28 protein-coding genes and 1 riboswitch are annotated in these 26,852 nt (G+C 64.6%); of the genes, 14 read left to right on the top strand and 14 right to left on the bottom strand.

What is annotated here, in order from left to right:
* The first annotated feature begins 181 nt into the window (after positions 1-181).
* The 4 genes from ftsE (at position 182) to QZV93_RS09670 (ending at position 3,521) form a co-directional block, all read left to right on the top strand.
* Positions 182-838 (top strand): cell division ATP-binding protein FtsE, encoded by a 657-nt coding sequence (ftsE, locus tag QZV93_RS09685; RefSeq protein WP_295557951.1) that lies wholly within the window; start codon positions 182-184, stop codon positions 836-838.
* Positions 822-1,979, top strand: coding sequence for an ABC transporter permease (locus QZV93_RS09680; protein WP_295557950.1), 1,158 nt, complete (start codon positions 822-824; stop codon positions 1,977-1,979). The genes ftsE and QZV93_RS09680 overlap by 17 nt, the downstream gene beginning before the upstream one ends.
* Positions 1,980-2,138: 159 nt before the next feature.
* Complete coding sequence (locus QZV93_RS09675) at positions 2,139-2,780, top strand: YdcF family protein (protein WP_295557949.1); 642 nt, start codon at positions 2,139-2,141, stop codon at positions 2,778-2,780.
* Between the two features lie 6 nt (positions 2,781-2,786).
* Positions 2,787-3,521 (top strand): 1-acyl-sn-glycerol-3-phosphate acyltransferase, encoded by a 735-nt coding sequence (locus tag QZV93_RS09670; protein WP_295557948.1) that lies wholly within the window; start codon positions 2,787-2,789, stop codon positions 3,519-3,521.
* A gap of 73 nt (positions 3,522-3,594) precedes the next feature.
* On the opposite strand, the gene QZV93_RS09665 is transcribed toward QZV93_RS09670, so the two are convergent.
* Positions 3,595-3,774 (bottom strand): hypothetical protein, encoded by a 180-nt coding sequence (locus QZV93_RS09665; protein ID WP_295557947.1) that lies wholly within the window; start codon positions 3,772-3,774, stop codon positions 3,595-3,597.
* Positions 3,775-4,047: 273 nt separating this feature from the next.
* Between QZV93_RS09665 and QZV93_RS09660 the strand changes: the two genes are divergently transcribed.
* Both QZV93_RS09660 and QZV93_RS09655 read left to right on the top strand, forming a co-directional pair.
* Positions 4,048-6,444, top strand: a complete 2,397-nt coding sequence (locus QZV93_RS09660) for an adenosylcobalamin-dependent ribonucleoside-diphosphate reductase (RefSeq protein ID WP_295557946.1) — start codon at positions 4,048-4,050, stop codon at positions 6,442-6,444.
* A gap of 272 nt (positions 6,445-6,716) precedes the next feature.
* Positions 6,717-7,151 carry a hypothetical protein gene (locus QZV93_RS09655; protein WP_295557945.1) on the top strand — a complete coding sequence of 145 codons (435 nt, stop codon included), beginning with the start codon at positions 6,717-6,719 and terminating at the stop codon, positions 7,149-7,151.
* Positions 7,152-7,237: 86 nt separating this feature from the next.
* Here the strand turns inward: QZV93_RS09655 and crcB are convergent, their stop codons facing one another.
* The 4 genes from crcB to hisC all read right to left on the bottom strand — a co-directional run bounded on the left by crcB (position 7,238) and on the right by hisC (position 10,466).
* The gene (gene crcB / locus QZV93_RS09650; protein WP_295557944.1) at positions 7,238-7,618 is read right to left on the bottom strand and encodes a fluoride efflux transporter CrcB; all 381 of its coding nucleotides are present in this window, start codon (positions 7,616-7,618) and stop codon (positions 7,238-7,240) included.
* Between the two features lie 80 nt (positions 7,619-7,698).
* Positions 7,699-8,382, bottom strand: a complete 684-nt coding sequence (locus tag QZV93_RS09645) for a gamma-glutamylcyclotransferase (RefSeq protein WP_295557943.1) — start codon at positions 8,380-8,382, stop codon at positions 7,699-7,701.
* A gap of 18 nt (positions 8,383-8,400) precedes the next feature.
* Positions 8,401-9,369: a prephenate/arogenate dehydrogenase family protein gene (locus QZV93_RS09640; protein ID WP_295557942.1), complete on the bottom strand. Its 969-nt coding sequence runs from the start codon at positions 9,367-9,369 to the stop codon at positions 8,401-8,403.
* Positions 9,366-10,466, bottom strand: a complete 1,101-nt coding sequence (gene hisC, locus QZV93_RS09635; RefSeq protein WP_295557941.1) for a histidinol-phosphate transaminase — start codon at positions 10,464-10,466, stop codon at positions 9,366-9,368. Before hisC ends, QZV93_RS09640 begins: the two co-directional genes overlap by 4 nt.
* A gap of 329 nt (positions 10,467-10,795) precedes the next feature.
* Between hisC and QZV93_RS09630 the strand changes: the two genes are divergently transcribed.
* Positions 10,796-11,983, top strand: a complete 1,188-nt coding sequence (locus tag QZV93_RS09630) for an outer membrane beta-barrel protein (RefSeq protein ID WP_295557940.1) — start codon at positions 10,796-10,798, stop codon at positions 11,981-11,983.
* Between the two features lie 42 nt (positions 11,984-12,025).
* Here the strand turns inward: QZV93_RS09630 and QZV93_RS09625 are convergent, their stop codons facing one another.
* Positions 12,026-12,244: a hypothetical protein gene (locus QZV93_RS09625; protein ID WP_295557939.1), complete on the bottom strand. Its 219-nt coding sequence runs from the start codon at positions 12,242-12,244 to the stop codon at positions 12,026-12,028.
* Positions 12,245-12,566: 322 nt separating this feature from the next.
* Between QZV93_RS09625 and QZV93_RS09620 the strand changes: the two genes are divergently transcribed.
* Positions 12,567-13,337 carry a hypothetical protein gene (locus QZV93_RS09620; protein WP_295557938.1) on the top strand — a complete coding sequence of 257 codons (771 nt, stop codon included), beginning with the start codon at positions 12,567-12,569 and terminating at the stop codon, positions 13,335-13,337.
* Positions 13,338-13,371: 34 nt separating this feature from the next.
* Here QZV93_RS09620 and QZV93_RS09615 read toward each other — a convergent pair whose 3' ends face one another.
* Positions 13,372-13,668, bottom strand: coding sequence for a hypothetical protein (locus tag QZV93_RS09615; protein WP_295557937.1), 297 nt, complete (start codon positions 13,666-13,668; stop codon positions 13,372-13,374).
* Between the two features lie 253 nt (positions 13,669-13,921).
* Positions 13,922-14,000: riboswitch (SAM riboswitch) on the top strand.
* Between the two features lie 67 nt (positions 14,001-14,067).
* Here QZV93_RS09615 and QZV93_RS09610 point away from each other — a divergent pair.
* Both QZV93_RS09610 and metW read left to right on the top strand, forming a co-directional pair.
* Positions 14,068-15,288 (top strand): homoserine O-acetyltransferase, encoded by a 1,221-nt coding sequence (locus QZV93_RS09610; RefSeq protein ID WP_295557990.1) that lies wholly within the window; start codon positions 14,068-14,070, stop codon positions 15,286-15,288.
* Positions 15,288-15,920, top strand: coding sequence for a methionine biosynthesis protein MetW (gene metW, locus QZV93_RS09605; RefSeq protein ID WP_295557936.1), 633 nt, complete (start codon positions 15,288-15,290; stop codon positions 15,918-15,920). The genes QZV93_RS09610 and metW overlap by 1 nt, the downstream gene beginning before the upstream one ends.
* 11 nt (positions 15,921-15,931) lie before the next feature.
* On the opposite strand, the gene QZV93_RS09600 is transcribed toward metW, so the two are convergent.
* A complete protein-coding gene (locus QZV93_RS09600; protein WP_295557935.1) occupies positions 15,932-16,645 on the bottom strand; it encodes a methyltransferase domain-containing protein in 714 nt (237 codons plus the stop codon).
* Positions 16,646-16,766: 121 nt separating this feature from the next.
* Between QZV93_RS09600 and gloB the strand changes: the two genes are divergently transcribed.
* From gloB to QZV93_RS09585, 3 genes are all read left to right on the top strand, one after another.
* Complete coding sequence (gene gloB / locus QZV93_RS09595) at positions 16,767-17,537, top strand: hydroxyacylglutathione hydrolase (protein WP_295557934.1); 771 nt, start codon at positions 16,767-16,769, stop codon at positions 17,535-17,537.
* Between the two features lie 13 nt (positions 17,538-17,550).
* Positions 17,551-17,970 (top strand): cupin domain-containing protein, encoded by a 420-nt coding sequence (locus QZV93_RS09590; protein ID WP_295557933.1) that lies wholly within the window; start codon positions 17,551-17,553, stop codon positions 17,968-17,970.
* Between the two features lie 207 nt (positions 17,971-18,177).
* Positions 18,178-20,130 (top strand): NYN domain-containing protein, encoded by a 1,953-nt coding sequence (locus QZV93_RS09585; protein ID WP_295557932.1) that lies wholly within the window; start codon positions 18,178-18,180, stop codon positions 20,128-20,130.
* Between the two features lie 75 nt (positions 20,131-20,205).
* On the opposite strand, the gene phbB is transcribed toward QZV93_RS09585, so the two are convergent.
* A complete protein-coding gene (gene phbB / locus QZV93_RS09580; protein WP_295557931.1) occupies positions 20,206-20,934 on the bottom strand; it encodes an acetoacetyl-CoA reductase in 729 nt (242 codons plus the stop codon).
* A gap of 150 nt (positions 20,935-21,084) precedes the next feature.
* Entirely contained in the window at positions 21,085-22,275 is a 1,191-nt protein-coding gene (locus tag QZV93_RS09575; protein ID WP_295557930.1) for an acetyl-CoA C-acetyltransferase, read from the bottom strand.
* Between the two features lie 228 nt (positions 22,276-22,503).
* On the opposite strand from QZV93_RS09575, the gene phaR reads away from it, so the two are divergent.
* The gene (gene phaR / locus QZV93_RS09570; protein WP_295557929.1) at positions 22,504-23,151 is read left to right on the top strand and encodes a polyhydroxyalkanoate synthesis repressor PhaR; all 648 of its coding nucleotides are present in this window, start codon (positions 22,504-22,506) and stop codon (positions 23,149-23,151) included.
* A 7-nt stretch (positions 23,152-23,158) separates the two neighbouring features.
* Here the strand turns inward: phaR and QZV93_RS09565 are convergent, their stop codons facing one another.
* The 4 genes from QZV93_RS09565 to mtgA all read right to left on the bottom strand — a co-directional run.
* The gene (locus QZV93_RS09565; protein WP_295557927.1) at positions 23,159-24,424 is read right to left on the bottom strand and encodes a bifunctional diguanylate cyclase/phosphodiesterase; all 1,266 of its coding nucleotides are present in this window, start codon (positions 24,422-24,424) and stop codon (positions 23,159-23,161) included.
* A gap of 283 nt (positions 24,425-24,707) precedes the next feature.
* Positions 24,708-25,151 carry a hypothetical protein gene (locus tag QZV93_RS09560; RefSeq protein WP_295557925.1) on the bottom strand — a complete coding sequence of 148 codons (444 nt, stop codon included), beginning with the start codon at positions 25,149-25,151 and terminating at the stop codon, positions 24,708-24,710.
* A 174-nt stretch (positions 25,152-25,325) separates the two neighbouring features.
* Positions 25,326-25,511: a 50S ribosomal protein L32 gene (gene rpmF, locus QZV93_RS09555; RefSeq protein ID WP_295557923.1), complete on the bottom strand. Its 186-nt coding sequence runs from the start codon at positions 25,509-25,511 to the stop codon at positions 25,326-25,328.
* A gap of 284 nt (positions 25,512-25,795) precedes the next feature.
* The coding region (mtgA, locus tag QZV93_RS09550) for a monofunctional biosynthetic peptidoglycan transglycosylase (RefSeq protein ID WP_295557921.1) at positions 25,796-26,852 on the bottom strand (1,057 nt) is incomplete at its 5' end.

Here is a 26,852-nt window from a genome sequence, read left to right as displayed (position 1 = left end):
AGGTATCGAGCGATCTTCGTTCAGAGCAAGGCGAGCGGCCAATTGTCGTGAACGGGGACCAAAGCAGGATTGTACATGCCGCCGCCATATTCGTAACCGATTGATACTCCCCTCGCCTTCCAGCATATAGGCGCTCGACGAAAGCCCGAACCCTTGCACCCCATCCCGGAGCCAATCGCCCGTGATACGATTGACGAATGTCGGTCTCAAATACGATCGCGGTCCTGAGATCCTGACCGAGGTGAATTTTCACCTCCGGCCCGGTTCCTTTCACTTTCTCACCGGCCCCTCCGGTGCGGGCAAGACGTCGCTTCTGCGCCTGCTCTTCATGTCGATCCATCCGACCCGCGGGCAAATCCAGCTCTTCGGCCAGGACGTGAGCCGCATCACGACCAGCAAGCGTGCCCCACTCAGGCGTCGCATCGGCATTGTGTTCCAGGACTTCCGCCTCCTCGAGCATCTGACCACATGGGAGAACGTCGCGCTCCCCCTGCGGGTCGTCGGCAAGCGCCTCGACGACTACAAGGAGGACGTGACCGATCTCCTGCAATGGGTCGGACTCGGCGACCGCATGCACGGTTATCCTTCCGTGCTCTCGGGCGGTGAGAAGCAGCGCGCCGCCATCGCCCGCGCCGTGATCGGTAAGCCTGAGCTTCTGCTCGCCGACGAGCCGACGGGTAACGTCGACCCGCAGATGGCGCGCCGTCTGCTGCGGCTGTTCATCGAGCTGAACCGGCTTGGCACGTCGGTCATGATCGCCACCCACGACCATCAGCTGATGCGTCAATTCAAGGCCCCCCGACTGGAGCTCCACGACGGCAATGTCCGGATCGTATGACAGACCCGACCGGCCGCCGATGCGTGGGCTCGACCCCCATCGCGTGCCCGAGTACGACCCCTACGACGACCTGGTCACACAGGGCGGCCGCGCGACCACGCAGGCACGCACCGACTTCGACAGGAACCCGTATGAGCCCGATCCGATCTCGGCCGGCGACGCGGCCCTTCGCAGCGAGTACGAGCGCCACGCCCGCCCCGACATGTACGCGCCGCCGCCGCGCGAGGCGCGTAAAGTCGAATCCCTCACCGCGCCCATCGTGCCGGCAGGCTCCGTCACCGGCCGTTCGCTGACGCTCGTCATCACCATCATGTGCTTCCTGGCCTGCCTGACCGTGGGCGCCGTCTACATGATCCGCCAATCGGCCAACGCCTGGCTCAAGGACATCGCCAGCGAGGTCACCGTCCAGGTGCAGGCGAAAGATGGCACCGACACCGACAAGATTGCGCAGGATGTGGCCACTTACCTCGGTCAGCAGAGCGGCATCGCCAAGGTGACGCTGATGTCGGCCGCGGAATCGGCGGCTCTCCTCGAGCCCTGGCTCGGCCAGATTGAAGATTTGAACGCGCTACCGCTGCCGCGCCTGATCGCGCTTGAGCTGGACCGTAACGCCGCCCCCGATCTCGACAAGGTCCGTGCCGGGCTGTCGAGCCAGTTCCAAGGCGCGACGCTCGACGACCACCGCCGCTGGCAGCAGCAGATCGCCACCATCACCAACAGCTTCGCGCTCGGCGGACTGGCCATCCTGGCTCTCGTCGCCATGGCGACCACGGCCATCATCGTGTCCGCGACCAAGAGTTCGATGGCTTCCAACCGCGAAATCGTCGAGGTGCTGCACTTTGTGGGCGCGACCGACCGCTTCATCGCCCGCGAGTTCGAGAAGCATTTTCTTCGCCTCGGTGTGCGCGCCGGTCTGGTGGGCGCAGTCCTGGCATTGGCCGTCTTCTTGCTGATGCCCGGGCTCGTGCAGATCATGGGCGGCGGCGCCATGACTCTGACCGAGTTGCACCGGCTGCTGGGCTCCGGAGCGCTCGATACGGCCGGCTTTGTGCTGATGGGCATCGTCGTTGTGGTCATCGCGGCGCTCTGTATGCTGACCTCCAGGTTCGGTGTTTTCCGGATTCTCAACAGTAAACATTGACGCGACCAGGCGATTTCGGCCTTCTAGGGCCCATCCTGGTCGGCTGGTCCCGGGCTCCCCCTTTGCACCACTTCCTTCCGGAGGTGTGTCACAAGGTGGCTCAAATCAGCTAGTCTTCTCCGGGTCGAACAGGCACCGTTCCGGGCCGGATGAGCAGATATGGGCTTGAGGCGCTTCATCGTTGGCTTCGTTGGCACGACTGCGGCGCTGCTCGCGTTCGGGTTCGTGCTGTTCGCCAATACGGTGATGCGTGAGCCGGAGGTGCAGGATGTGCGCGCCGACGGCATCGTCGTTTTGACCGGCGGACAAACCCGCATCTCCGAGGCGGCACGTCTGCTCGAGGACAACCGCGGCCAGCGGTTGTTGATCTCCGGCGTGAACCAGAAGATTGGCCGGCCGTCGCTCCTCAAGATCTCGGGCCTCGACGAAAAGACATTCAACTGCTGCGTCGATCTCGGCTATGCGGCGCTCAACACCATTGGCAACGCCGACGAGACACGCCGCTGGGCGGAAGCCCTCGGCTACGATCGCCTGATCGTCGTCACGGCGAGCTATCACATGCCGCGCAGCCTCGCCGAGCTTGCGCGCGAGATGCCCAACATCGAGCTGGTCCCCCATCCCGTGGCGCCCGATGTGCTGCGCCGCAAGGTCTGGTGGCTCGATTCGACGGCGGCGCGTTTGCTGGCATCCGAATATCTGAAGTTCCTGCCGGCCGCGGTCCGCCTCGCGGTTGCCCGCGGAATGACGCCCTGGCAAGCCACGTCCATCACAGCCTCGTCGGGAACCCCGCGTAAATCCTGAGTTCCCATGCTCCTCCTCCGCTCTATCCTTTTCGCGATCGCCTTCTACGTGACGACGGCACTCTTCCTCGTGCTGGGATCGTGGCTGCTCTTTGCGCCGCGCAGCTGGGCAATGGCGGGTCTCAGGATCCACGGGCTCGTCTGCGTCTGGCTGCTCGAGGTCATTGCCGGAACCAGGCTCGAGGTGCGCGGCCGCGAAAAACTTCCCGACGGCGCCTGCCTCGTCGTCTCCAAGCATCAGTCGGCCTGGGACACGTTCGGTCTCGTGCCGCTCTTTCGCGACCCCGCCATTGTCCTCAAGGACGAGCTCAAGTGGATCCCGTTCTACGGCTGGTTCTGCGTCAAGTTCGAGCACATCCTGGTCAAGCGCGACAAGGCGGCCAAGGCGCTGAAGGCGATGATTGCCGATGCGGAGATACGCAAGGCACAGGGCCGCGAGATCGTCATCTTCCCCGAAGGCACACGCCAGGCCCCGGGCGCGCCGCCCGACTACAAGCCCGGCTACGTGGCGCTCTATGAAGCCCTAGAACTGCCCTGCGTGCCGCTGGCGTTGAACTCCGGGCTCTTCTGGCCGCGCCGCCAGTTCGTGCGCCATCCCGGCACCATCGTCGTCGAGTTCCTGGATCCCATCCCGCCGGGGCTCCCGCGCAAGGAATTCCGCGAGCTTCTCGAAGCCCGCCTCGAAGCCGCTACCCAGCGCCTCGTCGCCGAAGGTCGCGCCAGCCTTTCAATTTCGGAATAATGGCCGCGGTCTCGCCGAGACCCGGACGGCCCGAGACGTATGGGAAGCCGATCGCGGCGAGCAGCTAAGTCGATCAATGGGCCTTGTCACCCAGCGCCGCTGCCCTCAGAACCTCGAAATCGCGCTCACCGCCGTCCACGAGCGCGAATAAGCGGCGCGTCGCACCCACGAGAGCGATACCTCGCTCATCGGCCTCGTCCAAAGACGCTTCGATGACGGCGTTGATGAGAAGAAGATCCTGCCCTTGCGGCATCGGCGTGCTCCTTGTGGTTCGTTGACCAGGCGGGAGCACGCGCATCTCTCAGGCACCGACGCCTGCTTATCGCGTGTCGGTGATGGCTGCACGATAGGACGCCTTCCAACGAATGTATGTAAGCGGCATGACCAACGCTCGACATTCGACTGAAACCCCACCCGGGGCCGAGGAAGCCTCCGCCGGAACCGTCCGGAACATAACAAGAACATTTTATTGACGCCGCGCGCCTTCGTCCCTATATTTGTGGGCAGTTTCAGAGGGCTCCTTTAAATGGCCGTCGCTCCCACATTCCTGGCGCCGATCTCGGAGGAGATCTGGCAGCGCAAGTACCGCTTCGTGAGCGACGGCGCGCGCGACGAAACGCTGGCCGATACGTTCCACCGTGTCGCCGAGGCGGCAGCGTCCGTCGAGAAGGGCGGCAAGCGCGCGCGGAAGGCCTGGGCGAAACGCTTCTACGACGCCATCGCCGACTTCGGCTTCCTGCCCGCGGGCCGCATCCTGGCCGGCGCCGGCACCGGCCGCACCGTGACGCTCTTCAACTGCTTCGTCATGGGGCGCATCGAGGACGACCTCACGTCCATCTTCGACAACGTCAAGGAAGCCGCCTTGACCATGCAGCAGGGCGGCGGCATCGGCCACGACTTCTCGACCCTGAGACCCAAGGGCGCGCTCGTCAAAAGCATCGGCGCCGACGCCTCCGGCCCCGTGAGCTTCATGGACGTCTGGGACGCCATGTGCCGCACCATCATGTCGGCCGGCGCCCGCCGCGGCGCCATGATGGGCACGCTCCGCTGCGACCATCCCGATATCGAGGCCTTCATCGACGCCAAGGCCGACCCCGCGAAACTGCGCAACTTCAATCTGTCGGTGCTCGTCACCGACGATTTCATCGCCGCCGTGCGGGCCGACAAGCCGTGGGATCTCGCATTCGAGGGAAAGGTCTACAAGACCGTTCGCGCCCGCGCGCTGTGGGAGCGCATCATGCGGGCAGCCTTTGACTATGCCGAGCCCGGCGTCATCTTCATCGACCGCGTCAACGCTGCGAACAACCTCGCTTACTGCGAGGAGATCCGCGCCACCAACCCATGCGGCGAGCAGCCGTTGCCCGCGTACGGCGCCTGCCTGCTGGGCTCCATCAATCTGGCCGAGCTTGTTTCCGAGCCGTTCACGAGAAACGCCGCCGTCGATCCGGCCAAGCTCGACGAGCGCACGGCGCTTGCCGTTCGCTTCCTCGACAACATCATCGACGTCTCGGGCTATCCGCTCCCCGCCCAGCGGCAGGAGGCCATGGCCAAGCGCCGCATCGGCCTCGGCGTCACCGGCCTCGCCGACGCGTTGATCGCCCTCGGCGTGCGTTACGGCTCGCCTGAGGCCGAGCACTTGGCGGAAAGCTGGATGGCAGCCATCGAGCGCGCCGCCTATCTCGCAAGCGCGGAGCTGGCCGCCGAAAAGGGCCCGTTTCCGCTGTTCGATGCCAACAAGATCCTCACCTCCCCCAACGTGACGCGCCTGCCCGCCGACGTGCAGAAAGCCATCCGCCGCCATGGGCTGCGCAACGGCTGCCTCACCTCCATAGCGCCCACCGGCACCATCTCGCTGTTTGCCGGCAACGTCTCCTCCGGTGTCGAGCCCGTCTTCGACTTCCGCTATACCCGCCGCGTGCTCGGCCCCGACGGGATCGCCCGCTCCGAGGAGGTCGAGGATCTGGCGCACGCCCGCTATCGCCGGGCGGTCGCGAGCGAAGCGCCTTTGACGCACGCCTTCGTCACCACGGCCGATCTCACCCCACGCGAGCATCTCGTCATGCAGGCGGCCCTGCAGCGCCACGTCGACAGCTCGATCTCAAAGACCATCAACTGCCCGGCCGATATCTCGTTCGAAGCCTTCCAGTCGATCTATCTCGAGGCGTTCGACCTCGGGCTCAAGGGTTGCACGGTCTACCGGCCGAACGCCGTCACCGGCGCCGTGCTGTCGTCCTCGGTCGAGACGGCGCCTGCCGAGCCCTCGCCTGTCTCGGAAGATGCACGCAGCGCCGAGCTAGTCGTCTCGTCCACCGCCGTCCAAGCCGTTCCGGTCGCGCGTCAAAGCGATGTCGTCTACCTCTCCAAGCCGCTCGACCGCGAGCCCGCGCTTGCGGGCTACACCTACAAGATCAAATGGCCCGAGAGCGACCACGCCATCTACGTCACCATCAACGATATCGAGGCGAATGGCAGGCGGCGCCCGTTCGAGATCTTCATCAATACGCGCAATCTCGAGCACTATGCCTGGACGGTGGCGCTCACCCGCATGATCAGCGCCGTATTCCGCCGCGGCGGCGACGTCTCGTTCGTCGCCGAGGAGCTGAAGGCCGTGTTCGATCCCCAGGGCGGCCGCTGGATGGGCGGTCGCTACGTGCCGAGCCTGCTCGCCGCCATCGGCGACGTGATCGAAACACACATGAAGCGGATTGGCTTCCTGGCCGACCCGGATCTGGAAGCCGAGCTGCCGTTGGCGACACCCGTGGCGGCAACGCCGCCGACGGAAGGGCGAGCCGCCGCCTCGGGCCTCGACACTCCCGCCCATCGTCCGGCCGGCCGCAGTTGCCCGCGCTGCGCGGCACAGACCTTCGTCAAAGAGGGCGGATGCTGGACCTGCCGCTCATGCGGCTTTTCCCGCTGCGACTGACACGCCTCGCCGGCCGCAATCGACGAACGTGACGGATCCATGGCGCTCGTGGCGGTGCGCCTCACCCGCCGGAAAACAAGGTTAAGCCCATGTTCCGCCTGGCGGGTTCCGCAAGGAACAGCGTGCTGCCCGCGCCTGCGGTTAAGGTGATCGTCAAGTCGCAAATGCCCAAAAATGACTGAGATCGAGCCACATTTCAGCTGAAAACGCTCAGCATTCTCAGGGTGAGTTCGGTAGCGTCAAGAGCCGCGTAAAAGGCAAGGAACGAGAAGATGGGAGCGCGTGTCATTCAACTCGCAGAGATCAGAGCCCGCCGCACGGCTCCGAGCCCCGACCACATCGTTTTGAGCAACGCCGCCGAGCGCAACGACCGCTTTCATTTCTGGAGCGGCGCCTCGGGCCAGCGCTACGTACACACCGTATACGATCTTCTCGCGTGCCCCGAGATTCCGGCCGCGAACTTCCTGCTCGTCCACCGCGACGCCTCCGGCCGCCGCACGGTGCTCGCCATTGGCCACCTGAAGCACAGCTCCGGATCCTTGAATCTCGCCGAGCTTCGCCATCGTGGGGCGCGCATCGGCGCCAACGAGGTTCACGTCCATCTTCTCGCCCCGTCGGCCCAGGAGCGCCGCCTCGTCGAACTCGATCTACGCGCCGGCCGCATCGACAGCGAGCCCGTTGAGCGTATCGCAGCTACCCGTCACTGAACATCCTACTCCCTAGCCTCTCCTCCCGTTGAGTCCATCGCGCCGGTCCCCCAACCGGCGCGATTTTTATTCGCGAGCACGCGCGTTCAGCCGAGCACCGCACGCATCGCCCAAAGTCCGAGAAACAGCCCCAGCACCGAAAGCGCGACGCTGCCCACCACATAGGCCCCGGCCGCGAGCGTCTCGCCGCGCTCGATCAACAGCGCCGTATCAAGCGAGAACGCCGAGAACGTCGTGAACCCGCCGAGAATGCCGGTGGCGAGGAAAAGGCGCAGGTCCCCGAGACCATCGCCGCGAAAGGCAAACCACCCGGCGACGAGCCCCATCACCGTCGACCCAACGACGTTGATGACGAGAATGCCGTAGGGAAACGCGCTTCCCGCGAGCGCCGTGATCCAGATATTGAGGACGTGGCGCAACACCCCTCCGAGGCCGGCGCCGAGAAACACGATGATGGATGCCTGCACGCAAACCTCCGCTCTGAACGTCGTCGCGGCTCCTCATAACGAGCGCGCGACAAACTCCTAACCCACGGCCCCGGCAAGCCTCAGCCGCGCTTCGCCCGATACCCAAACCGATTGTCGCGCACCGTACGCGGCGTGGCGATACCCCGTGATGACCAGGCGCGCGTGAGCGCCGAGGTCGGAGACGCGCCGCCGCCCGGGGTAGACGCCCCCCGCGCCGCAAGCGCGCCCATTACCGTGAGCAGCCGATCGAGCCGGGGCTCCTTGATGCCAAGCTCCCGCAGATGCCGCAACGTGCTGAGGAAATAGTCGAGATTTGTGCCGCCGCGGCCTGCGGACCTCCGGATCAGCTGAGCTTCCCGCGTAAGCGGCAAGCACCCGGAGTAGGCGGGGTGGGCGCGCTCGGCGATATAGGTCAACGCCCACACGGTCGCCGGTGCCTGACCCTGATCGCGCGCAACATCCACCGGCACCAGCACCTCCCGATAGACGCCGTAGATCAATTCGCGGCGGCGCAGATAGGCGAGCGCCTCCTGCTGCCGCTCGGGCGAGACGCGGAACGCAATGCCGTCGCACACGCCGCCGCGGTCGAGACCGAGCACGAGCCCCGGTTGCCGTTGAGACCCCCGGTAATGGATAGAATAGATGCAGAAGGCGCGATGATAGCCGGTGAGACGCGCCGGCCGCGCTTCGGCGAAAGGAAAGCCCGGGTTCCACATCAGCGACCCGTAACCGAAGATCCAGGTATCGGCCGGTTCGACGGACATGCCGCGCGGCGTCCTCCCTCAGCTCTTTTTCGCGTCCGGTTTCGATGCCGGCGTTTTTCCATGGCCACGCCCGAAATCCGGCGCCGCCGTGTCCTGACCTGCCTGGATGATGCCACGGCGAACCGCGCGCGCCTCAGTAAACAGCCGATGCAGCGTATCCCCGTCGCCGAAACGGATCGCCCGCTGCAGCATGGTGAGGTCCTCGGTGAACCGCCCCAGCATGTCGAGCACCGCCTCTTTGTTGTTGAGGAACACGTCGCGCCACATCGTGGGATCCGAGGCGGCGATACGCGTGAAATCGCGGAAGCCGCCGGCCGAGAATTTGATCACCTCGCTGTCCGTCACGCGCTCGAGGTGCGCAGCCGTGTTGACGATGTTGTAGGCGATGAGATGCGGCACGTGGCTGGTGATGGCGAGCACCAGGTCGTGGTGCTCAGGCGACATGATCTCGACCTTCGAGCCCAGCGCCTCCCAGAACGCACGCAGTTTTTCGACCGCCTTGCCGTCGGCATCCGGCTCGGGCGTCAGAATGCACCATCGCCCGTCGAACAGTTCCGCAAACCCGGCCTCGGGACCGGACTGCTCGGTGCCCGCGATCGGATGCCCGGCAACGAAATGCACGCCCTTCGGAACGTGCGGAGACACGTCGCGCACGATGGCAGCCTTGACCGAGCCGACGTCGGTCAGGATCGCCCCCGGCTTGAGGCTGCGCGAGATCTCCTTGGCGATCGGCCCGCACAACCCGACGGGCGTGCAGAGCACGACGAGGTCGGCGTCTTCGGCCGCCTCGGCCGCCGTCACGAAGCCCTGCTCGATGATCCCGAGCCGCATGGCCGTCTCGACCGTGGCCGGCGTCCTTGCGGAGCCGACGATCTCGCCCGCGAGCCCGGCACGCCGGGCGGCATGGCTGATCGACGATCCGATCAACCCGATGCCGATCAACGCGATGCGATCGAACATCTTTGCATCCGTCTCACCGCCACTCATGCGCGCGCTCCGACAAATGCACCGAGCGCCGCAAGAACCTTGCGGTTCTCGTCCTCCGTGCCGATGGTGAGCCGCAGCGCGCCCGGCAGGCCATAACCCGCGACGCGGCGCAGGATGATGCCGCGCTCCTTGAGGAAGGCATCCGCCGCCGCCGCATCACGGCCCGGCTCCACCGGGAAATGCACGAGCACGAAATTGGCGACGCTCGGCGTCACGGCGAGGCCGAGTTTGCCGATTTCCGTCGTGAGCCAGGGCAGCCACTCGTCGTTGTGGCGAACGGCCGCCTCGATGTGCGCCACATCGTCCATGGCGGCGGCACCCGCGGCGATGGACGGTGCCGACAGGTTGAACGGCCCGCGAATGCGGTTCAGCGCGTCCGCAACGGCCGCCGGACAATAGGCCCAGCCGATACGCAGACCAGCGAGCCCGAAAATCTTGGAGAAGGTGCGCGTCATCACCGTGTTCTCGGTGGTCGCGACCAGCTCCAGCCCCGCCTCGTAATCGTTCCTGCGCACGTACTCGGCGTAAGCCGCGTCGAGCAGCAGCAACACGTCGTCCGGCAGATTCGCGCGCAATCGGCGCACCTCGTCGATGCCGAGATAGGTGCCGGTGGGATTGTTCGGGTTGGCGAGAAACACGATCCGCGTGCGCGGCGTCACACGCGCGAGGATCGCATCCACATCCGCCTTGAGATTGGTCTCGGGCGCCACCACCGGCGTAGCCCCCGCCGCCAGCACGACGATCCGATAGAGCAGGAACCCATGCTCGGTGAAGAGGCCCTCGTCGCCCGGCCCGAGGTAGGCATGCGCGATGAGGCTGATCAGCTCGTCGGACCCCGCCCCGCACACAATGCGATCCGGATTGAGGCCATAACGGCGCGCAATAGCCTGGCGCAGCAAGCTCGCCTGCCCGTCCGGATAGCGCTCGAGCGCCACCCCGGCGGCCGTGAAGGCTTGCACGGCCTTGGGGCTTGGCCCCAACGGCGTTTCGTTGGACGAAAGCTTGATCGGTTTCACCCCGCCCGGCACCCGGCTCTCGCCCGGCACGTAAGCCTCGATGTCGAGCACACCGGGACGGGGTTTCAGCACGGGGGCCATGAGAGGGCTTCCAGGGAGAGATCGGCGAGGGGTGCGAACATGGCCTGAGCGGGACACCGGCGCAGGCGAGGCCCCGTGATACCGAGCGCATCGCGAAAGCGCAAAGGTTTAAGCGCCGTACGAGCTTTGAGATCGCCGTTCGAAGGGCCGGCACGAACACCGTCACCTCGCACCGCGCACATTCGGTTTACCAACCATTAGGTGCAAATCGCCGAAACTCAATCTTAGATTGAAAACGGGTGCCCATCCTCTATCGGACAACGAACCGACATTTGGAGATCAAGCAATTGCACGCGCTTCGATGCGTCCTGCGCTGCCGGTATGCACCCATGCTTCTCGCGATTTCCATCGCCAGCACGGACGCCGCCGCCGACAGGATCGGCAGCAGCAATTTGCCGGCTTCGACACCCCCGCTCAAAGGGCGCATTGCCGACGACGAAAAAGCGTCGTCTGTGATCGTCCTGGGATCCAGTGTCGGCGCCACCTCCAACGCCGGCCCGACGTTTTCCGAAACGCCGAGCGCATTTCTCGACCGCGCCTTCGGCTACGCCGCCATTCACAGCACGGCACTCGGCCGCGTGGATTTCAACGTCAGCCTCTCGGATCGCCTCTATCCCTCCCTGGACGAAGCCTACGAGCAGTCCATCGATGCCGGCCTCTCGCTCACCAGGAACGGAGACGGCCAGCAGACTCTGATCGCCCTCACCGTCTCGAACGGGCGCGATATCGAGCAGCGCCTCATGGAATCGAGCCTCATGCTCACCCACGCATGGACCCGGGGAACGGCCAAGCCCTATCTCAGGGCGGAAACAGCGCTCCTCGACTACCGGGATGTCCCCGACCCCTTCCCGCCATTTGCCAACCAGGACGACCGCGACCGCGTCTCGTCGCGCGGCGAGCTTGGCCTGCGCCTGACGCTGACGGATCATGTCGAAATGCAGGTCGGCGCCGGACTCGACAACAAGCACTATCTCGAGCGCTACGACGATTTCGGCGTCGGCCGCGATAGCCTCTCCCTTTATCCCCTGATCGGCCTCGCGTACACCGCCAATGCGGGCTCGCTGCGCGCCCTTTACATGCCGCTATGGCGCACCTACCGCGACCCCTTATTCGACGATACGTGGAAGCATGCCTACGCCGTCGAAGGCGACTACGCCCTTCTCGACGACGTCAAATTTTTCGCGGCGGCGCGCTACGGATTCGAGGAAACCGACTTCCTGATTGCGAGCTCAGCCTACGAATCCGTGGTCCTCGGCGGCGTGACGCTGACCGTCGGCAAAGGATCGATCTCCTTTGCGGCGTCCGAGACCTGGCGCACCTACGACGATCTCGATCTGGTGGCCGTGGCGCGCGAGGATCGCAAGCTCGAGCTTGCGATGACAGGCGAAATGCCTCTCGACGAGCACTTCTCCCTGAACAGCCGTGTGAGCTATCTCGATTACCGGAGCAGCTTCGGCCATGTCGGTACGGATGCACTGACGGCATCCCTCGGGTTGACCTATGCGGCCACCCGATGACGGAACGGGCGACCCAGCCGCCCGTTCCGATTTCGATCGAGCTCAGCGGCCGCCGATGCCCAAGCCAAGCCCGAGGCCAACCCGAGCCTTGACCTTGACGATATTGAGCACGTTGAGCTTGGCGCCGACCTGAGCCCCGGCATTGGCACCCAGGACCGGGCCGCCATGGCCATGTCCGTGGCCGCCGCGACCACCAGCCTGAGCCGGAACTGCCATCGCCATCGCCAAAGTCGTAGCAAGTGCAACACACGCCATTTTCATGAGAATACTCCTGAATGCTTTGAGCTGGTTCCGTCATCGCCAGATTGGCAAGTATTTTTTAGTTCAGCCCAAAGTGGAGCGCAAAATAATCGGCGGTTAAGGGTGAAACATCTGAACAATAAACCCAAGTCTTGCCAGATCATTCAAATATAGGACCGCAATCCTTCTTGCGGATCGCACATGCGGCACGGAGCGCATCCCTGACGCGCAACCTGCGCGAAATTTCGTCGTAATTCCCTGCGTCTGCTTGCCCTAACAGACTTTCCGGCCTGCGGAGCTAGGTTGGTCTGACCGGCAGGTAAATCGATAGCGGCATCGGGGAATGACGACATATTACGACTATCTGCGAGATCGGCTGTCGGCTTCGCCGGCGGCCAATCAGGCGCAATTGGAGCAGTTCGTCCATGCCGAGCGCAATGCGCTCTGGCAGCAGATGGTCGCCAATCCCGCCTACGATGAGCGCAGCCGCATGTCGGCCCTGGCGGCATTCGATGAGGCGGCGTCGCACATCTTCTCGGAGCAGACGCCGCGCTTCCTGCGCGGGCCCGACCCTGGCCGCGCCCATCCCGCCCTCGACGCTGCTGCCCCACGTGAAACAATGCGCACAGCGGAGCAGGAGCCGCCGCGCACGCGCGGACTAGCGCGCGACCTCATCTTCCTCCTGCTGGGTCTGGCGCTTGGTTTCGCCATCGCCTATTTCGCGCGCGAGCCGCTATCGCGCATGCTCGCGGGCGGCAATCCAGCCATGGCGCTTGGGATCACCGGCCTCACGCCGTCACAGAAATCGTTCAAATTCGTGCGCCGCGAGCCGAGCGCTCTCGAGGGAGAGCTGACCGTCGACTACGAATCCGGGACGCCCTCAGGCACCTATGCCTGCGAGGTCGACGCCACCTATAGGCAGATCCTGGAATACGTGAATATCGACAAGTCGTGCCGCACCGTTGCGTTCAAGTTCCTGCCCCTGTCGGACCTCTGGGCGAACTTCAACTATCTCGAGGGCTACATGGTCTTCACGACCACGATCATGTCGCCTGCCGGCGGCAAATGGCAAGGCTCCGCCAGCGTGTACTTTTCCGTCGATGGGACGACGTGAGGCATTAGCGGAGCCGCGAAATCAGCTCTGCGCCTTACTGCATGTAGGGGCTGTCGCCGCCATTGCGGCCGCCAACCGGCGACGAGAAGAAGAAGCCGTTGTCGAACGGCCCGGCGGTGGTCTGGCTCGTGACCGACGGATCGACGAACTTCCGCGTATTGGTGCCTTGCAGATACTTGTAGGAGTATCCGCCCCGGCGCGGAGCCGGACGCACGACGCCGCGGAGCGGCTTCTCCTTGACCCCGGTCTGGGCCAGAACGGGAGCCGGTGTGATCGGCAGCGCGAGCACAGCCGCAGCCACCATGATTTTCAAGAGACCAAGATTTTTCATGGGCCTAAGATTAACTCAGATCGGGAGCGAATGTCGATGCGAGGCAATGCTTTCGCCGTCGGGGTGTGGCTTTCGTAACCTGCCCCGCGACCGCGCCATCATGAAACCGGAATCGCGGCGCCGGGGTTCCAACAACTTGGAGATAGGGCCTTGAGATGCAGTTAATCCCACGCCGCGGAAACGGCGAGAACGCCATGTCACGCGGGAGCGAGGCCTTGACCGTGGCGGCCGAGTTCCGATATTTGGGGGCAGCGTCTTCGCTCGTGGTGATTTGGCCGGCCGGCTTGCAGCCACGTTAAATAATTCGCTAAATGGGCCGTCGCGCACCCGATTTTTCGGTGGCCCGGTCCGAGGGGCCGGTGTCGAAAGCCCGCCCAGACGCGGGCCGGGAGCACGATGATGGGCGCGACCTCCGCCTTGCCCGAAGGGCAGGACCAAATCGCAGGAAAAACCAACGATACACACCGCTCGGAGGCGCTGAGTCCTTCGAGCCCTGTCGTTGTTTTTCCCGATGACGCGCCTCTGAAGCTCGAATCCGGCCAAGTCATCTCCCCGCTGACGATCGCCTACCAGACCTATGGCACGCTCAACGCGGCGAAATCGAACGCCATTCTCCTCTGTCACGCCCTGACAGGGGATCAATATGCCGCCAGCGTCCATCCGGTGACCGGCAAACCCGGCTGGTGGGAGGCATTGGTCGGCCCCGGCAAGCCCGTGGACACCGATCGCTTTTTCATCATCTGCCCGAACATCCTGGGCGGCTGCATGGGATCCACGGGCCCGGTATCCGTGAACCCCAAGACCGGAAAGCCCTACGGGCTCGACTTCCCCGTCATCACCATCGGCGACATGGTCGACGCTCAGGTGCGCCTCATCGATCACCTGGGCATCGGCGAGCTATTCTCGGTCATCGGTGGTTCCATGGGCGGCATGCAGGTGCTGGAGTGGGCCGCGCGCCAGAAGAAGCGCGTCGCAACCGCCATCCCGATCGCGGCCGCACCCTGGCATTCGGCACAGAACATCGCGTTCCACGAAGTCGGACGGCAAGCCGTGATGGCAGATCCGGAATGGCGTGGCGGCAACTACTACGAAGCAGGCGTCGTTCCCAAGAACGGCCTCGCGGTGGCACGCATGGCCGCCCACATCACCTACCTTTCCGAGAAGGCGCTGCAGGGCAAGTTCGGCCGCAATCTGCAGGATCGCGCTGCGCGCTCGTTTTCGTTCGATGCGGACTTCAGGGTGGAAAGCTACCTGCGCCATCAGGGCTCGACGTTCGTCGATCGCTTCGACGCCAACAGCTATCTCTACATCACGCGCGCCATGGACTACTTCGACCTCGAGGCAGCCCACGGCAAGCTCGCCAACGCCTTCGTCGGCACCGGGACGCAGTTCTGCGTCGTGTCCTTCACCAGCGACTGGCTCTATCCGACACGCGACAGCAAGGCCATCGTCAATGCGCTCAACGCTGTCGCCGCCAACGTTTCGTTCGTCGAGATCGAGAGCGACAAGGGACACGATGCTTTCCTGCTCGAGGAACCGGAGTTTCACGCCACCGTGCGCGGCTTCCTCAACGCCGCCGCGGAGAAGCGAGGCCTGGACCGGCCGGGAGGTCTCGCCTGATGCAGAAAGCCATTCCCTTGGCCGGCCAGCAGCGGGCCGATCATCTCCTGATCGCCGAAATGGTGACGCCCGCTTCGCGCGTGCTCGATGTCGGTTGCGGCGACGGCGCGCTATTGAAGCTCCTCGCCGAGACCAAGAGCGTCGACGGTCGCGGCGTTGAGCTTTCGCGCGAGAAGGTCAACCTGTGCGTGAAAAGCGGCCTCTCGGTCATTCAGGGCGACGCCGACCGCGATCTCGCCGACTATCCGGATCGAGCCTTCGACTTTGCCGTCCTCTCGCTCACCATCCAGGCGACGCGCGAGCCGAAAACCGTGCTCGAAAACCTTCTGCGCATCGGCAAGCACGCCATCGTCTCGTTCCCGAACTTCGGCCACTGGAGCATCCGCGCCGCGCTCTTGTTCACCGGCCGCATGCCCATCACGCCGAACCTGCCCGAGCCATGGTACGCAACGGCCGACGCGCATCTCTGCACCATCAAGGATTTCGTCGATCTGGTGTCGCTGGTTGACGCCGAGGTCGAGGACGCCGTCGCCTTCAACAGCCACGGCAAACGGCTCCCGATCAAGAACTCGCTCTCGCTGCAGAACCTGCTCGGCGAGAAGGCCGTCTTCAAGCTCAAGCGCCGCTCCTGACGAGCGGACGATCAACGAACCGGAACCAGAACGCGCAACGCTTTGGCACGCGCCGTCTTGCCCTTGATGGGAGCCATGGTCTCCTTGCGCGCTTCGACGATAAGCACGCCGCCGAGCCCAGGCGACAGCCGCGCCCCCACCCGCTCCCACGCTGTCGCCGAGCGCACGAGAATACCCCGGTCGAACGGCGGCAGGTGCAGCGCCGTGGAAAACGTCACCGGCGTGAACAGGCACTGAGCGAGCAGGCTTTCGAGTTGCGAGCGGCTATAGGGACTTCCGTATCCGAACGGCGTCGTATCCACGTGCGCCCAGATCCCGCGCCGGTTGGGAACCACGATCAGGAGCCGCCCCTCGGGTCTCAACACGCGCCATAGCTCGCGCAAAAGCGCCGTCACGTGTTCCGTCACCTCGAGACAATGCACCACCAGCAGGCGATCGACGGAGTTGTCGCGAAGCGGCAGTTGATCCTCTTCGACCAGTGTCGACAGGATGCGCGCTTCCGACGGCCAGATGAGCGCGCCCTGGCTTGCCGGCATGAACGCGCCGATATGCTTCGCCTCGCCACGATAGGCACCGATGAACGGCGGTCCGAATCCAAGGCTCACGATCGTCTCGCCCGCGGCCCCGCCCCACTGCGCTCGGATACGGCGCGCAAGCAGCCGCCGCGCGATCTGGCCGAGCGGCGTCGCGTAGAAATCCCTCAGAGCTGCGACGTCGAGATGCATGGTGCCCGGGGCTGCCTAAAGTCGAGGACGCATTTCGCCCGGGCGGCATTGAAATAGCAAGTGCACACGGCTAGCCTCACGCGGATCCAGGCGGCACCAACGCCGTAGGTTCCTGACGGACATGGCCCAACCCCAAATTCACCAGTTTGCCTGCCTCAAGGACAATTATGGCGTCCTCGTCCATGATGCTGAAGAGGGCGTCACCCTGTCGATCGACGCACCGGACGCACCGGCAGTGAAACGTGCGCTCGATGAACGGGGCTGGAAGCTGACGCACATCCTGGTCACCCATCACCACGCGGACCATACAGCCGGAATCCCGTCCTTGAAGAGCGAGACGGGATGCACCGTCATCGGTCCCAAGGCGGAATCCGTGCGCATCCCCTGCCTCGACGTCGGCGTCGCCGAGCCGGACGCGCTCGCCCTCGGTCGTCTCGAAGCCAAGGTGCTCGATACTCCGGGGCACACCATAGGGCACATCACGTATTGGTTCCCCGCCGCCCAAATCGCCTTCGTCGGCGACACCTTGTTCGCCATGGGCTGCGGCCGCGTCCTCGAGGGAACGCCACAGATGATGTGGGCTTCCCTGCGCAAGATTGCCGAGCTGCCGCGTGACACGCAGCTTTACTGCGGGCACGAGTACACGGTCTCGAACGGAAAGTTCGGCGTCTCCATCGAGCCCGGCAACGCGCGCCTCATTGAGCGCCTCGCCGAAGCCGAAGCCGCCCGCGCGGAAGGGCGGCCGACGCTGCCCACGAACGTCGAGATCGAGCTCGAGACCAACGTCTTCCTCCGCGCCGACACGCGCGAAATCCGCGAGCATGTCAAGCTACCGCTCGCGCCGGACTGGAAGGTGTTCGCAGAGCTTCGCGATCGCAAGAACCGTTTCTGAAGAAAGCCGCTCGATGGATGCCGACCAGATCATCGCCGAGCTGGACCTCGTGCCGCATCCCGAAGGCGGCCATTATCGCGAAACGTTCCGCGACCCCGAGGGCCGGCGACCTCATTCGACCGCCATCTATTTCTTGCTCAAGGCCGGCGAGACCTCGCGCTGGCATCGGGTGGACGCCGTCGAGATTTGGCACTGGTATGCGGGCGCTCCGCTGATGCTGGCCACGGCCGCGCCCGACGGCACCGGAGGGACGCAGCACCTCGGCCCTGCCCTGCTCGACGGCGAGCGGCCGCAGGGCGTAGTCGCGAAAGGTCACTGGCAGCAAGCCTGGTCGCGAGGCGCATGGACCCTCGTCGGCTGCACGGTGGCACCCGGCTTCGAGTTTGCCGGTTTCGAGCTTGCGCCCGACGGCTTTGAGCCACGATCCGGCTAGCGTGACCGCCCCGCATGGCATCGCCGCGGCGCACATCGGAGTTTTCCACCACTCATTGTCGCAGCTGCCCCAGCCCAGAGCCTTGTTTTTGCACCCCTTCGAGCAATTCCTGGGGAGCGGGTCCGCCCTACGCTTGCCGCTCAAACACGACTCGTGAAGAGTGCGAATCAATCTGGAAATAGTGTGCGCGCAGCGGGGGTTGCAAAAATGAAGGTGGAGTCCACCGGGGCTGTTCTCAGTACGGTATTCGTTGACTACGACAACATCTACCTGTCGCTGAAAAGGAAGAACGAGGAGGCCGCCAAGCGGTTCGCCAAGGACGCCGGGCTGTGGCTGCGCGAGATCGAGAGCGGGCGGCTGATCACGCCGACCAACGGCTCCAATTTCAACCTGCCGCGCCGTATCGTCATGAGCCGCTGCTACGGCAACCCGGTTCCACGCCGCAACGCCACCGACAATTCGACCGACATGAACTCGTTCCCGTTCGTGCGCCACCACTTCCTGCGCGCCGGCTTCGAGGTAATCGACTGCCCGCCGTTGACGGCACAGCTCAAGAATTCGGCCGACATTCGCATGGTGATGGACGTCCGCGACGTGCTGAACCACGAGACGCGCTTCGACGAGTTCATTCTGCTCTCGGGCGACGCCGATTTCACGCCCGTTCTGCATCGCCTGCGCGCTCACGCCCGCCGCACCGTGGTGTTCGCCAACGACCACACGGCCCAGCCCTACACCGCCATCAGCGATGGCGAGATCCGCGAGGCCGACCTCATCTCTCTGCTGCTCGAAGGGCGGATCGACAACGAGGCCCGCACCGGCGGACAGCTTCGCGAGCCGACCGCTGCCGAGCTCGAGGGCATGCGTAAGTCCATCGTAGCAGAGGTCGTCGGCTCCGTGCGCGCGTCCGGCCAGCCCGTGCCGCTCGAAGCCCTCGCGGACCGCGCCGTGCGCGCCTTGGGTCACGACAAGACAGTCGGCTCCGCCTGGGGCGGTGCCGGCAGCTTCCGCGATCTCCTTGCCCGCGCACTGCCGAAGGACATCAAGCTCACCGACCAGCCGCCTTATTTCGCCTACGAGCCCACGCGCCAGATCGCGCGCGAGATCGAGCATCGCCCGGAGATTCGAACGGAAGCCAGGGCCGAGCCCCGTCCGGAGCCGCCGCGCGAGCGCCGTGCCGAGATGCCGGAGCGCTATGAGCCGCGCTTCGACGCGGCGCCGCCGCCACGTAGCCCCGAGGCACGCCCCGACTACACCCGCCGCGCCGAGCCCAAATATGACGCGCAGTACGAGCCCCAGCGCGCCGAGCGGACGCCCCCGGACCGCGACCCCCGTGGCACCGAGCGCGCGCCCCCTCGCTACGACGATCCGCGTTACGCGCCGCCGCATGAGGAAGCCGTCCGCGCGGCCCCGCAGCCCCGCGCCGAGTCTCCGATCCCCCCCGCATACGGGCAGTCGGGTGTGTTCGCGCCGCCGCCGGATCGCCCGGGCATCCCGGCACCGTCCTACGGTGCGCCTCCGGCACAAGCCGCCGAGCCGCCGAGCCGCCAGCGTGCGACCGCACCGCCGGTTGCCCGCTCGGCTGATCAAGCGTCGCAGATTCAGCAGTCGATCGCGCGCATCCACGAGGCCTGCCAGGCCCCGCCGCTGTCTCCGCCCGAGTACCGCGTGCTGTTCGAGGTCATGGCGGAGGAGATCACGACCAACAACCTCTCCGGCCAGCAGACGCTGATCAACATCGTCGAGAAGGCGCGCGAGATGGGTCTTGAGGTGCGGCGCGACGATGTACGCTTCGTGCTCGAGGTGGTGAGCGAGGCCGATCCTTGGTTCGAGCAGGGCGCCTCCGCGAACCTCTTCGCCAGCCGCTTCCGCAACTTCGTCGTGGCCAGGTGTCGCCAGCAGGGACTCAATCTGTCGGCCGACGAGATCGACCTGATCGACGCTTGGTTCGGCGGCGCGCCGGCGTCACAGCGCATCGCTGCTCCCGCCCAGCAGGCACCGCGTCCCGCACAGCCCCAGGGATATGCGCCGCCGCCCGCCGCTCCGCAGCAACAGACCGCTGAGCGCTGGCCGCAGGACGGCCGCAACGCTCAGCCGCCCCAGTACAGCGCCGAGCCGGAAGATGAGTTCCCGCGCATCGTGCGCTCGCGCCTGCGCGGATAAGCCTGAACCACCCAAATAAAAAGGCCGCGGAGATCGCTCTCCGCGGCCTTTTTGCTTTCGAGACGTCCGCGATCACTAGACTGCGATGTAGTGTCCGCCGTTGACGTCGAAGCAAGCGCCCGTGATGAAGCCCGCGTCATCGGCCGCGATGAACGTCACCGTCCGCGCGATCTCTTCCACGGTACCGAGGCGGCCGACCGGGATCAGCGGCAGGATCTTGCTCTCGAGAACCTCTTTCGGCACGGCGGCGACCATCTCGGTGTTGATGTAGCCCGGCGCGATGGTGTTGACCGTGATGCCCTTCGCGGCGCCCTCGTAGGCGAGCGCCTTGGTGAAGCCGTGCATGCCGGCCTTGGCGGCAGAGTAGTTGGTCTGACCCATCTGGCCCTTGCGGCCATTGATCGACGAGACGTTGATGATGCGGCCGAAGCTGCGCGCGCGCATGGAATCGATGACCAGGCGGCTCATGTTGAACACCGAGTCGAGGTCGACGCTCATGACCTCCCGCCACTGTTCGGGCGTCATCTTGTGCAGCATGGCATCGCGCGTGATACCGGCGTTGTTGACCAGAACGTCGATCGGGCCGAGCGCTTTGGTGATTTCGGCGACGCCCTTGGCGCACTCATCGTAGTTGCCGACGTTCCACTTGTAGACCGGGATCCCCGTCTCGACTTGGAACTGCTGCGCCGCGGCGTCGTTGCCGGCATAGTTCGCAGCAACGCGATAGCCCTTGTTCTTGAGTGCGATGGAGATGGCGTGGCCGATGCCTCGCGTACCTCCGGTAACAACAGCGACGCGCGTCATAAGAAAGTCTCCCTAGAGCCGGTTTCTGATTGATTGCGGTGATGGAACTAGCGCCCCGCGCGCTTCGCGGGGAGCCCCCAAAGTGTAGCAGTCCGAAGGGGTGATGCTCCCTCCCCAGTCGAGTGGGAAGGGAGCCCAGGTGACGAGAGGTCAGTCGCGAGCCACGCACATGGCGACACCCATGCCGCCGCCGATGCACAGCGTCGCGAGGCCCTTCTTCGCATCGCGGCGCTGCATCTCGTAGAGCAGCGTGGTCAGGATGCGCGCGCCCGAAGCCCCGATCGGGTGACCGATGGCGATGGCGCCACCGTTGACGTTGACCTTGTCGGTATCCCAGCCGAGACCCTTGTTGACCGAGATGGCCTGGGCGGCAAAAGCCTCGTTGGCCTCGATGAGGTCCAAGTCCTCGATCTTCCACCCTGCCTTCTCCAGCGCCTTCTTCGACGCCGGAATCGGCCCCGTTCCCATGATCGACGGATCGACGCCGGATGTGGCCCACGACACGATGCGGGCCAACGGCTTCACGCCGCGCTTCTTGGCTTCCTCAGCCGTCATCAACACCACGACGGCGGCGCCATCGTTGATGCCGGAGGCATTCGCCGCCGTGACCGTGCCTTCCTTCGGATCGAACGCGGGCCGGAGCTTGGCGATGGCATCCACCGTCACGCCGTCCTTGATGTACTCGTCGGTGTCTACGACGACATCGCCCTTCTTGCCCTTGATCGTGACCGGAGCGATCTCGTCCTTGAACTTGCCGGCCTTGCGGGCGGCCTCAGCTTTGTTCTGCGAGGCCGTGGCGAAAGCATCCTGCTCGTTGCGCGAAACCTGCCACTGGCGAGCGACGTTCTCGGCGGTCGTGCCCATGTGGTAGTTGTTGAAGGCGTCCCAGAGGCCGTCCTTTACCATGGTGTCGACGAACTTCACGTCGCCCATCTTGGTGCCGTCGCGCATGTGCGAGGCATGCGTGGAGCGGCTCATGCTCTCCTGGCCGCCGGCGACGACGATCGACGCGTCGCCAGTTTGAATCTGCTGCATGCCGAGCGCCACGGCGCGCAGTCCCGAGCCGCAGATCTGGTTCACGCTCCACGCCGGCGTATCGACCGGGATCCCGGCTGCGATCGAAGCCTGCCGCGCAGGCCCCTGTCCCTGACCAGCCGTGAGCACTTGCCCGAGGATGACCTCGGACACGTCGCCGGGCTGAACGCCCGCACGCTCGAGCGCGGCAGTGATGGCGATCTTGCCGAGCTCGTGGCCGGGCAGGGCTGCAAGCGATCCATTGAACGATCCGACGGGCGTTCTGGCGGCGCTGGCAATGACAACGGTCGTGCTATCCGCACTCATGAGTGCTTCCTCCTCGGGGGGAAATCTGGACTTTTCTTGGCTGTGGGACGACGGGCCGCCTTTGACATGCATCAAGGGAGTGTCAACCCTGAATAACGATAGCAGCAGGGCCTCTCCACCCGCAATTAGGTCTTTGGTTAGAAACTTTGCTTGGCAGCTATGCAGTTAGGTGTGGCAGCGCATCCAATGGCTGTGCTACGATGCCGCAGTGCAATGAGGTGCAAGTTGATGGCTCAGCCGATGCTCAATAAATCCGACATCCAGCCCGACAAGAAAGAGGCGGTGGTCATCAAGAAATACGCGAACCGGCGCCTCTATAACACCGAGACAAGTACCTACGTCACCCTCGACGACCTCGCGCAGATGGTGCGCAACGACAAGGATTTCGTCGTTTACGATGCAAAGTCCGGCGACGACCTGACCCACGCTGTGCTGACCCAAATTATCGTCGAGCAGGAAAGCCGCGAAGGCGGGCAGACGCTGCTGCCTATTCCGTTCCTGCGCCAGCTGATCCGCTTCTACGACGACAACATCGGCACCATGGTCCCGAGCTATCTCCAGTTCAGCCTCGAGAACCTGGTCAAGGAGCAGGAGAAGTTCCGCTCGATGTTCGCGAGCGCCTTCGCCAATCCAGCGGCTGCTTTCGAGGCCTACCAGGATCAGGCGCGGAAAAACATGGCCATGTTCGAGCAGGCCATGAAGATGTGGACCTCCTTCGGAGGCGCTGCCAACCTCCAGGGCAAGAAGATCGGCGCTGAAAGCGACGCCGACGTCTCGGTCGGTGTGGAAGCTCCGAAAGGCGAGATCGACGAGCTCAAGGCGCAGCTTTCGGCCATGCAGCAGCGCATCGAGCGTCTCGCCAAAGACCGCGAGTGACAGCCTTTTAGAGTAGACCCTGCCGCTCGAACTCGTCAGCCGTTTCCGGCTGCCCGAAGAAAAATCCTTGCAGGTAGGTAGCGCCGGCCGCTTCGAGAAAATCGGCTGCCACCTCGTCCCGGACCCATTCGGCAACGGTCTCGAGCCCCAGCGCGCGCGCCATCTCGATCATCGACTTGACCAGCACCCGGCCCTGACTGTCGGTCGCAAGGTCGGCGACGAACGCACCGTCGATCTTCAGCAGGTCGATGTTGAGCGACCGCAAATGGCGGAAGGACGTATAGCCCGCGCCGAAATCGTCAATTCCAACCTTGCACCCGAGCGCACGCAGCCGGTCGAGGAATATCGCCGCGGCATCGAAATCGTGGATCATGGCGGTTTCGGTCATCTCGATGATGAGCCGCGCGATCACGTCGGGACGACCCGCAGTGCGTGTTTGCAGCGTCTCGATCCAATCCTCATCGCCAGCAGTCAGGCTTGAGATGTTGAGCGAAAGCGTGAGCGCGGGATATTTCGCCAACAGCGCCAGCCCCAGCTCGAGCGCCCGCTTGTCGACCTGGTGCGCGAGACCGAGCTGCTCCGCCTCCTCGATGAAGTCCGAAGCCGAAATAACGGTTCCGTCGCGGCGGCGCAGGCGAAGGAGACCTTCGAAAAAGGCGAGCTTGCGTGTGTTGGCGTGAACGATCGGCTGCAGGACCAGCATCATGCGATCCTCTTCGATCGCGCCGATCACCGAGCTCGAGACCGCATCCTTGCGCAGCCTCGCCCGCTCGGCAGCCACTGCCGGATCGTGCGCCACGAATGTTCCCGAAGGCTGGACCTTCGCGAGTTCGAGAGCCCCAAGGCTGTACTGAATGGCTTCCGTCACGCCGCGCGCATGCTCGGGTAGAGCCACGCCGCCCACCGAGATCGAAGCGGCCATCGGACCGGCTGCCGTCTCGATGGTCGCACTGCGAACCTGCTCGATCATCGCGTCTGCGACGTGCTGCAGAGCGTTGGCATCGCAATCGTCGACGATGACCGCAAAGATGTTCGACCCGTATCGGCCGATCGTGTCCTGATCCTTGAGCTGTTCGATCAGGATGTTGCCCGCCGCCGTGATCAGCTCGTTGCCGACATCGATCCCCAGGCGGGTGTTGACCGCACTCAAAGAATTCACCGAGACCATGAAAAGCGCACTGGAGCGCCGCGTACGCTCGGCGCGCCGCAACACGGCACCGAGCGCCTCGAACAGCCGTGTTCGGTTGAGCGAGGCGGGTTCGCGGTCTGGCACGAGTTCACCCTACCTGATTGGGTCGCACGTGAAGCGAAGCGTACCGACCATTTATCGCTGAAATAAACGGCAAAGCAGTACGCGAAATGCAATCGGAACAAGCGATCCGAGTAAAGAGCTTAAGCAGAAGCGGCTCTGACCGAGCAAGATGCTTCGTCCGCCATCGGAAGTCCAAGACATCCGATATGTAATGTATCAGACAAATGATGAGTTCGCACAAGCGCACAGCGCGCGGCCCGCGAGGGCCACGCGCTGAATGACGGGCTTTCGAACCAAATTCGGTTTACTGATCGCCGGAGCCGAAACCGATATCGCGCTTAGCGACGCGAATGCCGATCGTGAACCCGGCAATGACATCGATCAGAAGCGCCACGAGAAGCAGGAAGAAGACCGAGGTCGCTGCCTGCGGAACGACGATGAACTCGACCAGCGCCGCGATGAAGACCAGCATCGAAAGGCCGTGGTCGACGAGAGAAGACGTCGAGGTATAGGTCGCCTTCAGGATTTCAATGAAGAGCACCAATAGCACCACGATGAGGATCAGATCGCCCCACGTGAAAGCCCATCTCGCGCCGCTGATCATCGGAACGCTGAAGATCTCTGTCGCCAGAAGAGCACGGGCGGCCGCGGCTCCGTCAGCCTCGGCACCGCTGGATCCGGAGAAAAGAACGATGACGTTGTAGAGAACGAAAGCAAGGAACGTAAGCGGGATAGCTCTCAGCGACATGTCTCTCTCCTGCTGGCCAAGACCTGAGCCTCGTACCCCATCCTCCGCAAGATTGCGAGTGGCCACAAGCAGAACGAGGCGCCCGGCGGGACACGCCGTCGCCTCTTTCATAAGCAGTCGCTACTTGGCCACAACTGGTCGGGTCGGATCAGCAACGACCCGACCGACGCGTTCTTACGCGTCGTTCTTCGGCTCGAGGATCTGCCGGCCGCGGTACTTGCCGGTCTTGAGATCGATATGGTGCGGACGGCGGCGCTCACCGCTGTCCTTGTCCTCGACGTACGCGGGCGCCGACAGCGCGTCATGCGACTGGCGCTGCCCCTTTTTCATCGGGGACGTCTTTTTCCTAGGAACAGCCATAGGTTAACTCCAGAGATCGCAGTGCCGCGCGCTGGCGCGCACAAGGTTCGAATAGGTGAAATATGGATCGCGGGGCCAGCTTTGGCCCATCCCGGCACCCCCGCATATTGCGATGGGAGGACGCCAAAACGGCCGCGACGTCCAACCGTTCGGCCGGGCGTCGCAAGCTCCAAAACCAAGGATCGCGGCCTTATAGAGCGCTTCCGGAGCAGTGTGAAGCGGTTTTCATGGGCCCGCCGCCCCGCGCCGGGCTCCCGGCCCGATTTTATAGGGCGGCCGCGGCCTTAGCGCCCGAAATCGAGGGTGGGCGCCCAATCGTCGGCCGGCGGCGGCTTCTTGCGCTGAGGCGCCGGTTTGGAGGGTGAGGGGGTCTTGCGGGACGCCCCCGGCCGGACGACCGAAGGCGCCGCGGTCGGCTGAGCGGGCGCCGCAGCCGCATGGGAAACGACGCACGACGCCACCGCCCCGTAGGCCTTTACGCGCGATTGCACCACGCGCGCCTTGGCTGACGTCAAGCGATTGGGAGCCCCTGCGTCGCGCACCAGCGGATTGGGCAGGACAGCCGCCAGAAGAGCCGATTCGCGCTCGCTCAAGCGCGACGCCGACTTTTTGAAATGATGCTGCGCCGCGGCCTCCGCACCGAATACGCCCGGCCCCCATTCCGCGATGTTGAGATAGACCTCCAAGACTCGCGACTTCGGCCACACGAGCTCCATGATCAGCGTCAGCGGGATCTCGATGACCTTGCGCACGTAGCTCTTCGCGTTCCAGAGAAAGAGGTTCTTGGTCACCTGCATCGAGATCGTGCTCGCGCCCCGTGGCGTGCCGCGAGCGGCTCGATCGATCGCCTCCTTGATGGCGGCCGTATCGATACCGCTATGCTCGCAGAACCGGCCATCCTCGGACACGATGACCGCGCGCACCAGGTGCGGCGAGATGGACGACAGCGGCGCCCAGGTGCGATCGATGGACGTGCCGGTGAGCAGCTGCGTCAGCATCAGCATGGAGCCGGGCGGATTGACGAAGCGGAACAGGAGAATGAGCACCACGACAAGGGCCAGGTAGCCGCCCACGGCGTAAGCAGCGTAGCGTAGCACCCCGCGCGACCGCTCATTCCACGTCGCCGTCTCCCACCACGAGCGAACCCGTTCCCAGGGCTTGGCTTGCGGCTGCGCATCCGGTTCGATCAGCGGCGCCGGCGCCGGCCTCGCTTGGATATCAGGCACTTCAGGGCGCGGAATGCGCAATGACGGGTCGAGCCGGCGCCCCAAGGTGACGAGATGCGGCTCCTCGGCGATCGCGGGCGGACGGAAAAGATCCTCTGCCGCCGACGTGAACGAC

It is taken from the genome of uncultured Hyphomicrobium sp. (assembly GCF_902826555.1).
Lineage (GTDB): Bacteria > Pseudomonadota > Alphaproteobacteria > Rhizobiales > Hyphomicrobiaceae > Hyphomicrobium_C.
The sequence above is the reverse complement of the archived record's forward strand: the minus strand, read 5'-3'. Positions and strand labels throughout refer to the sequence as shown.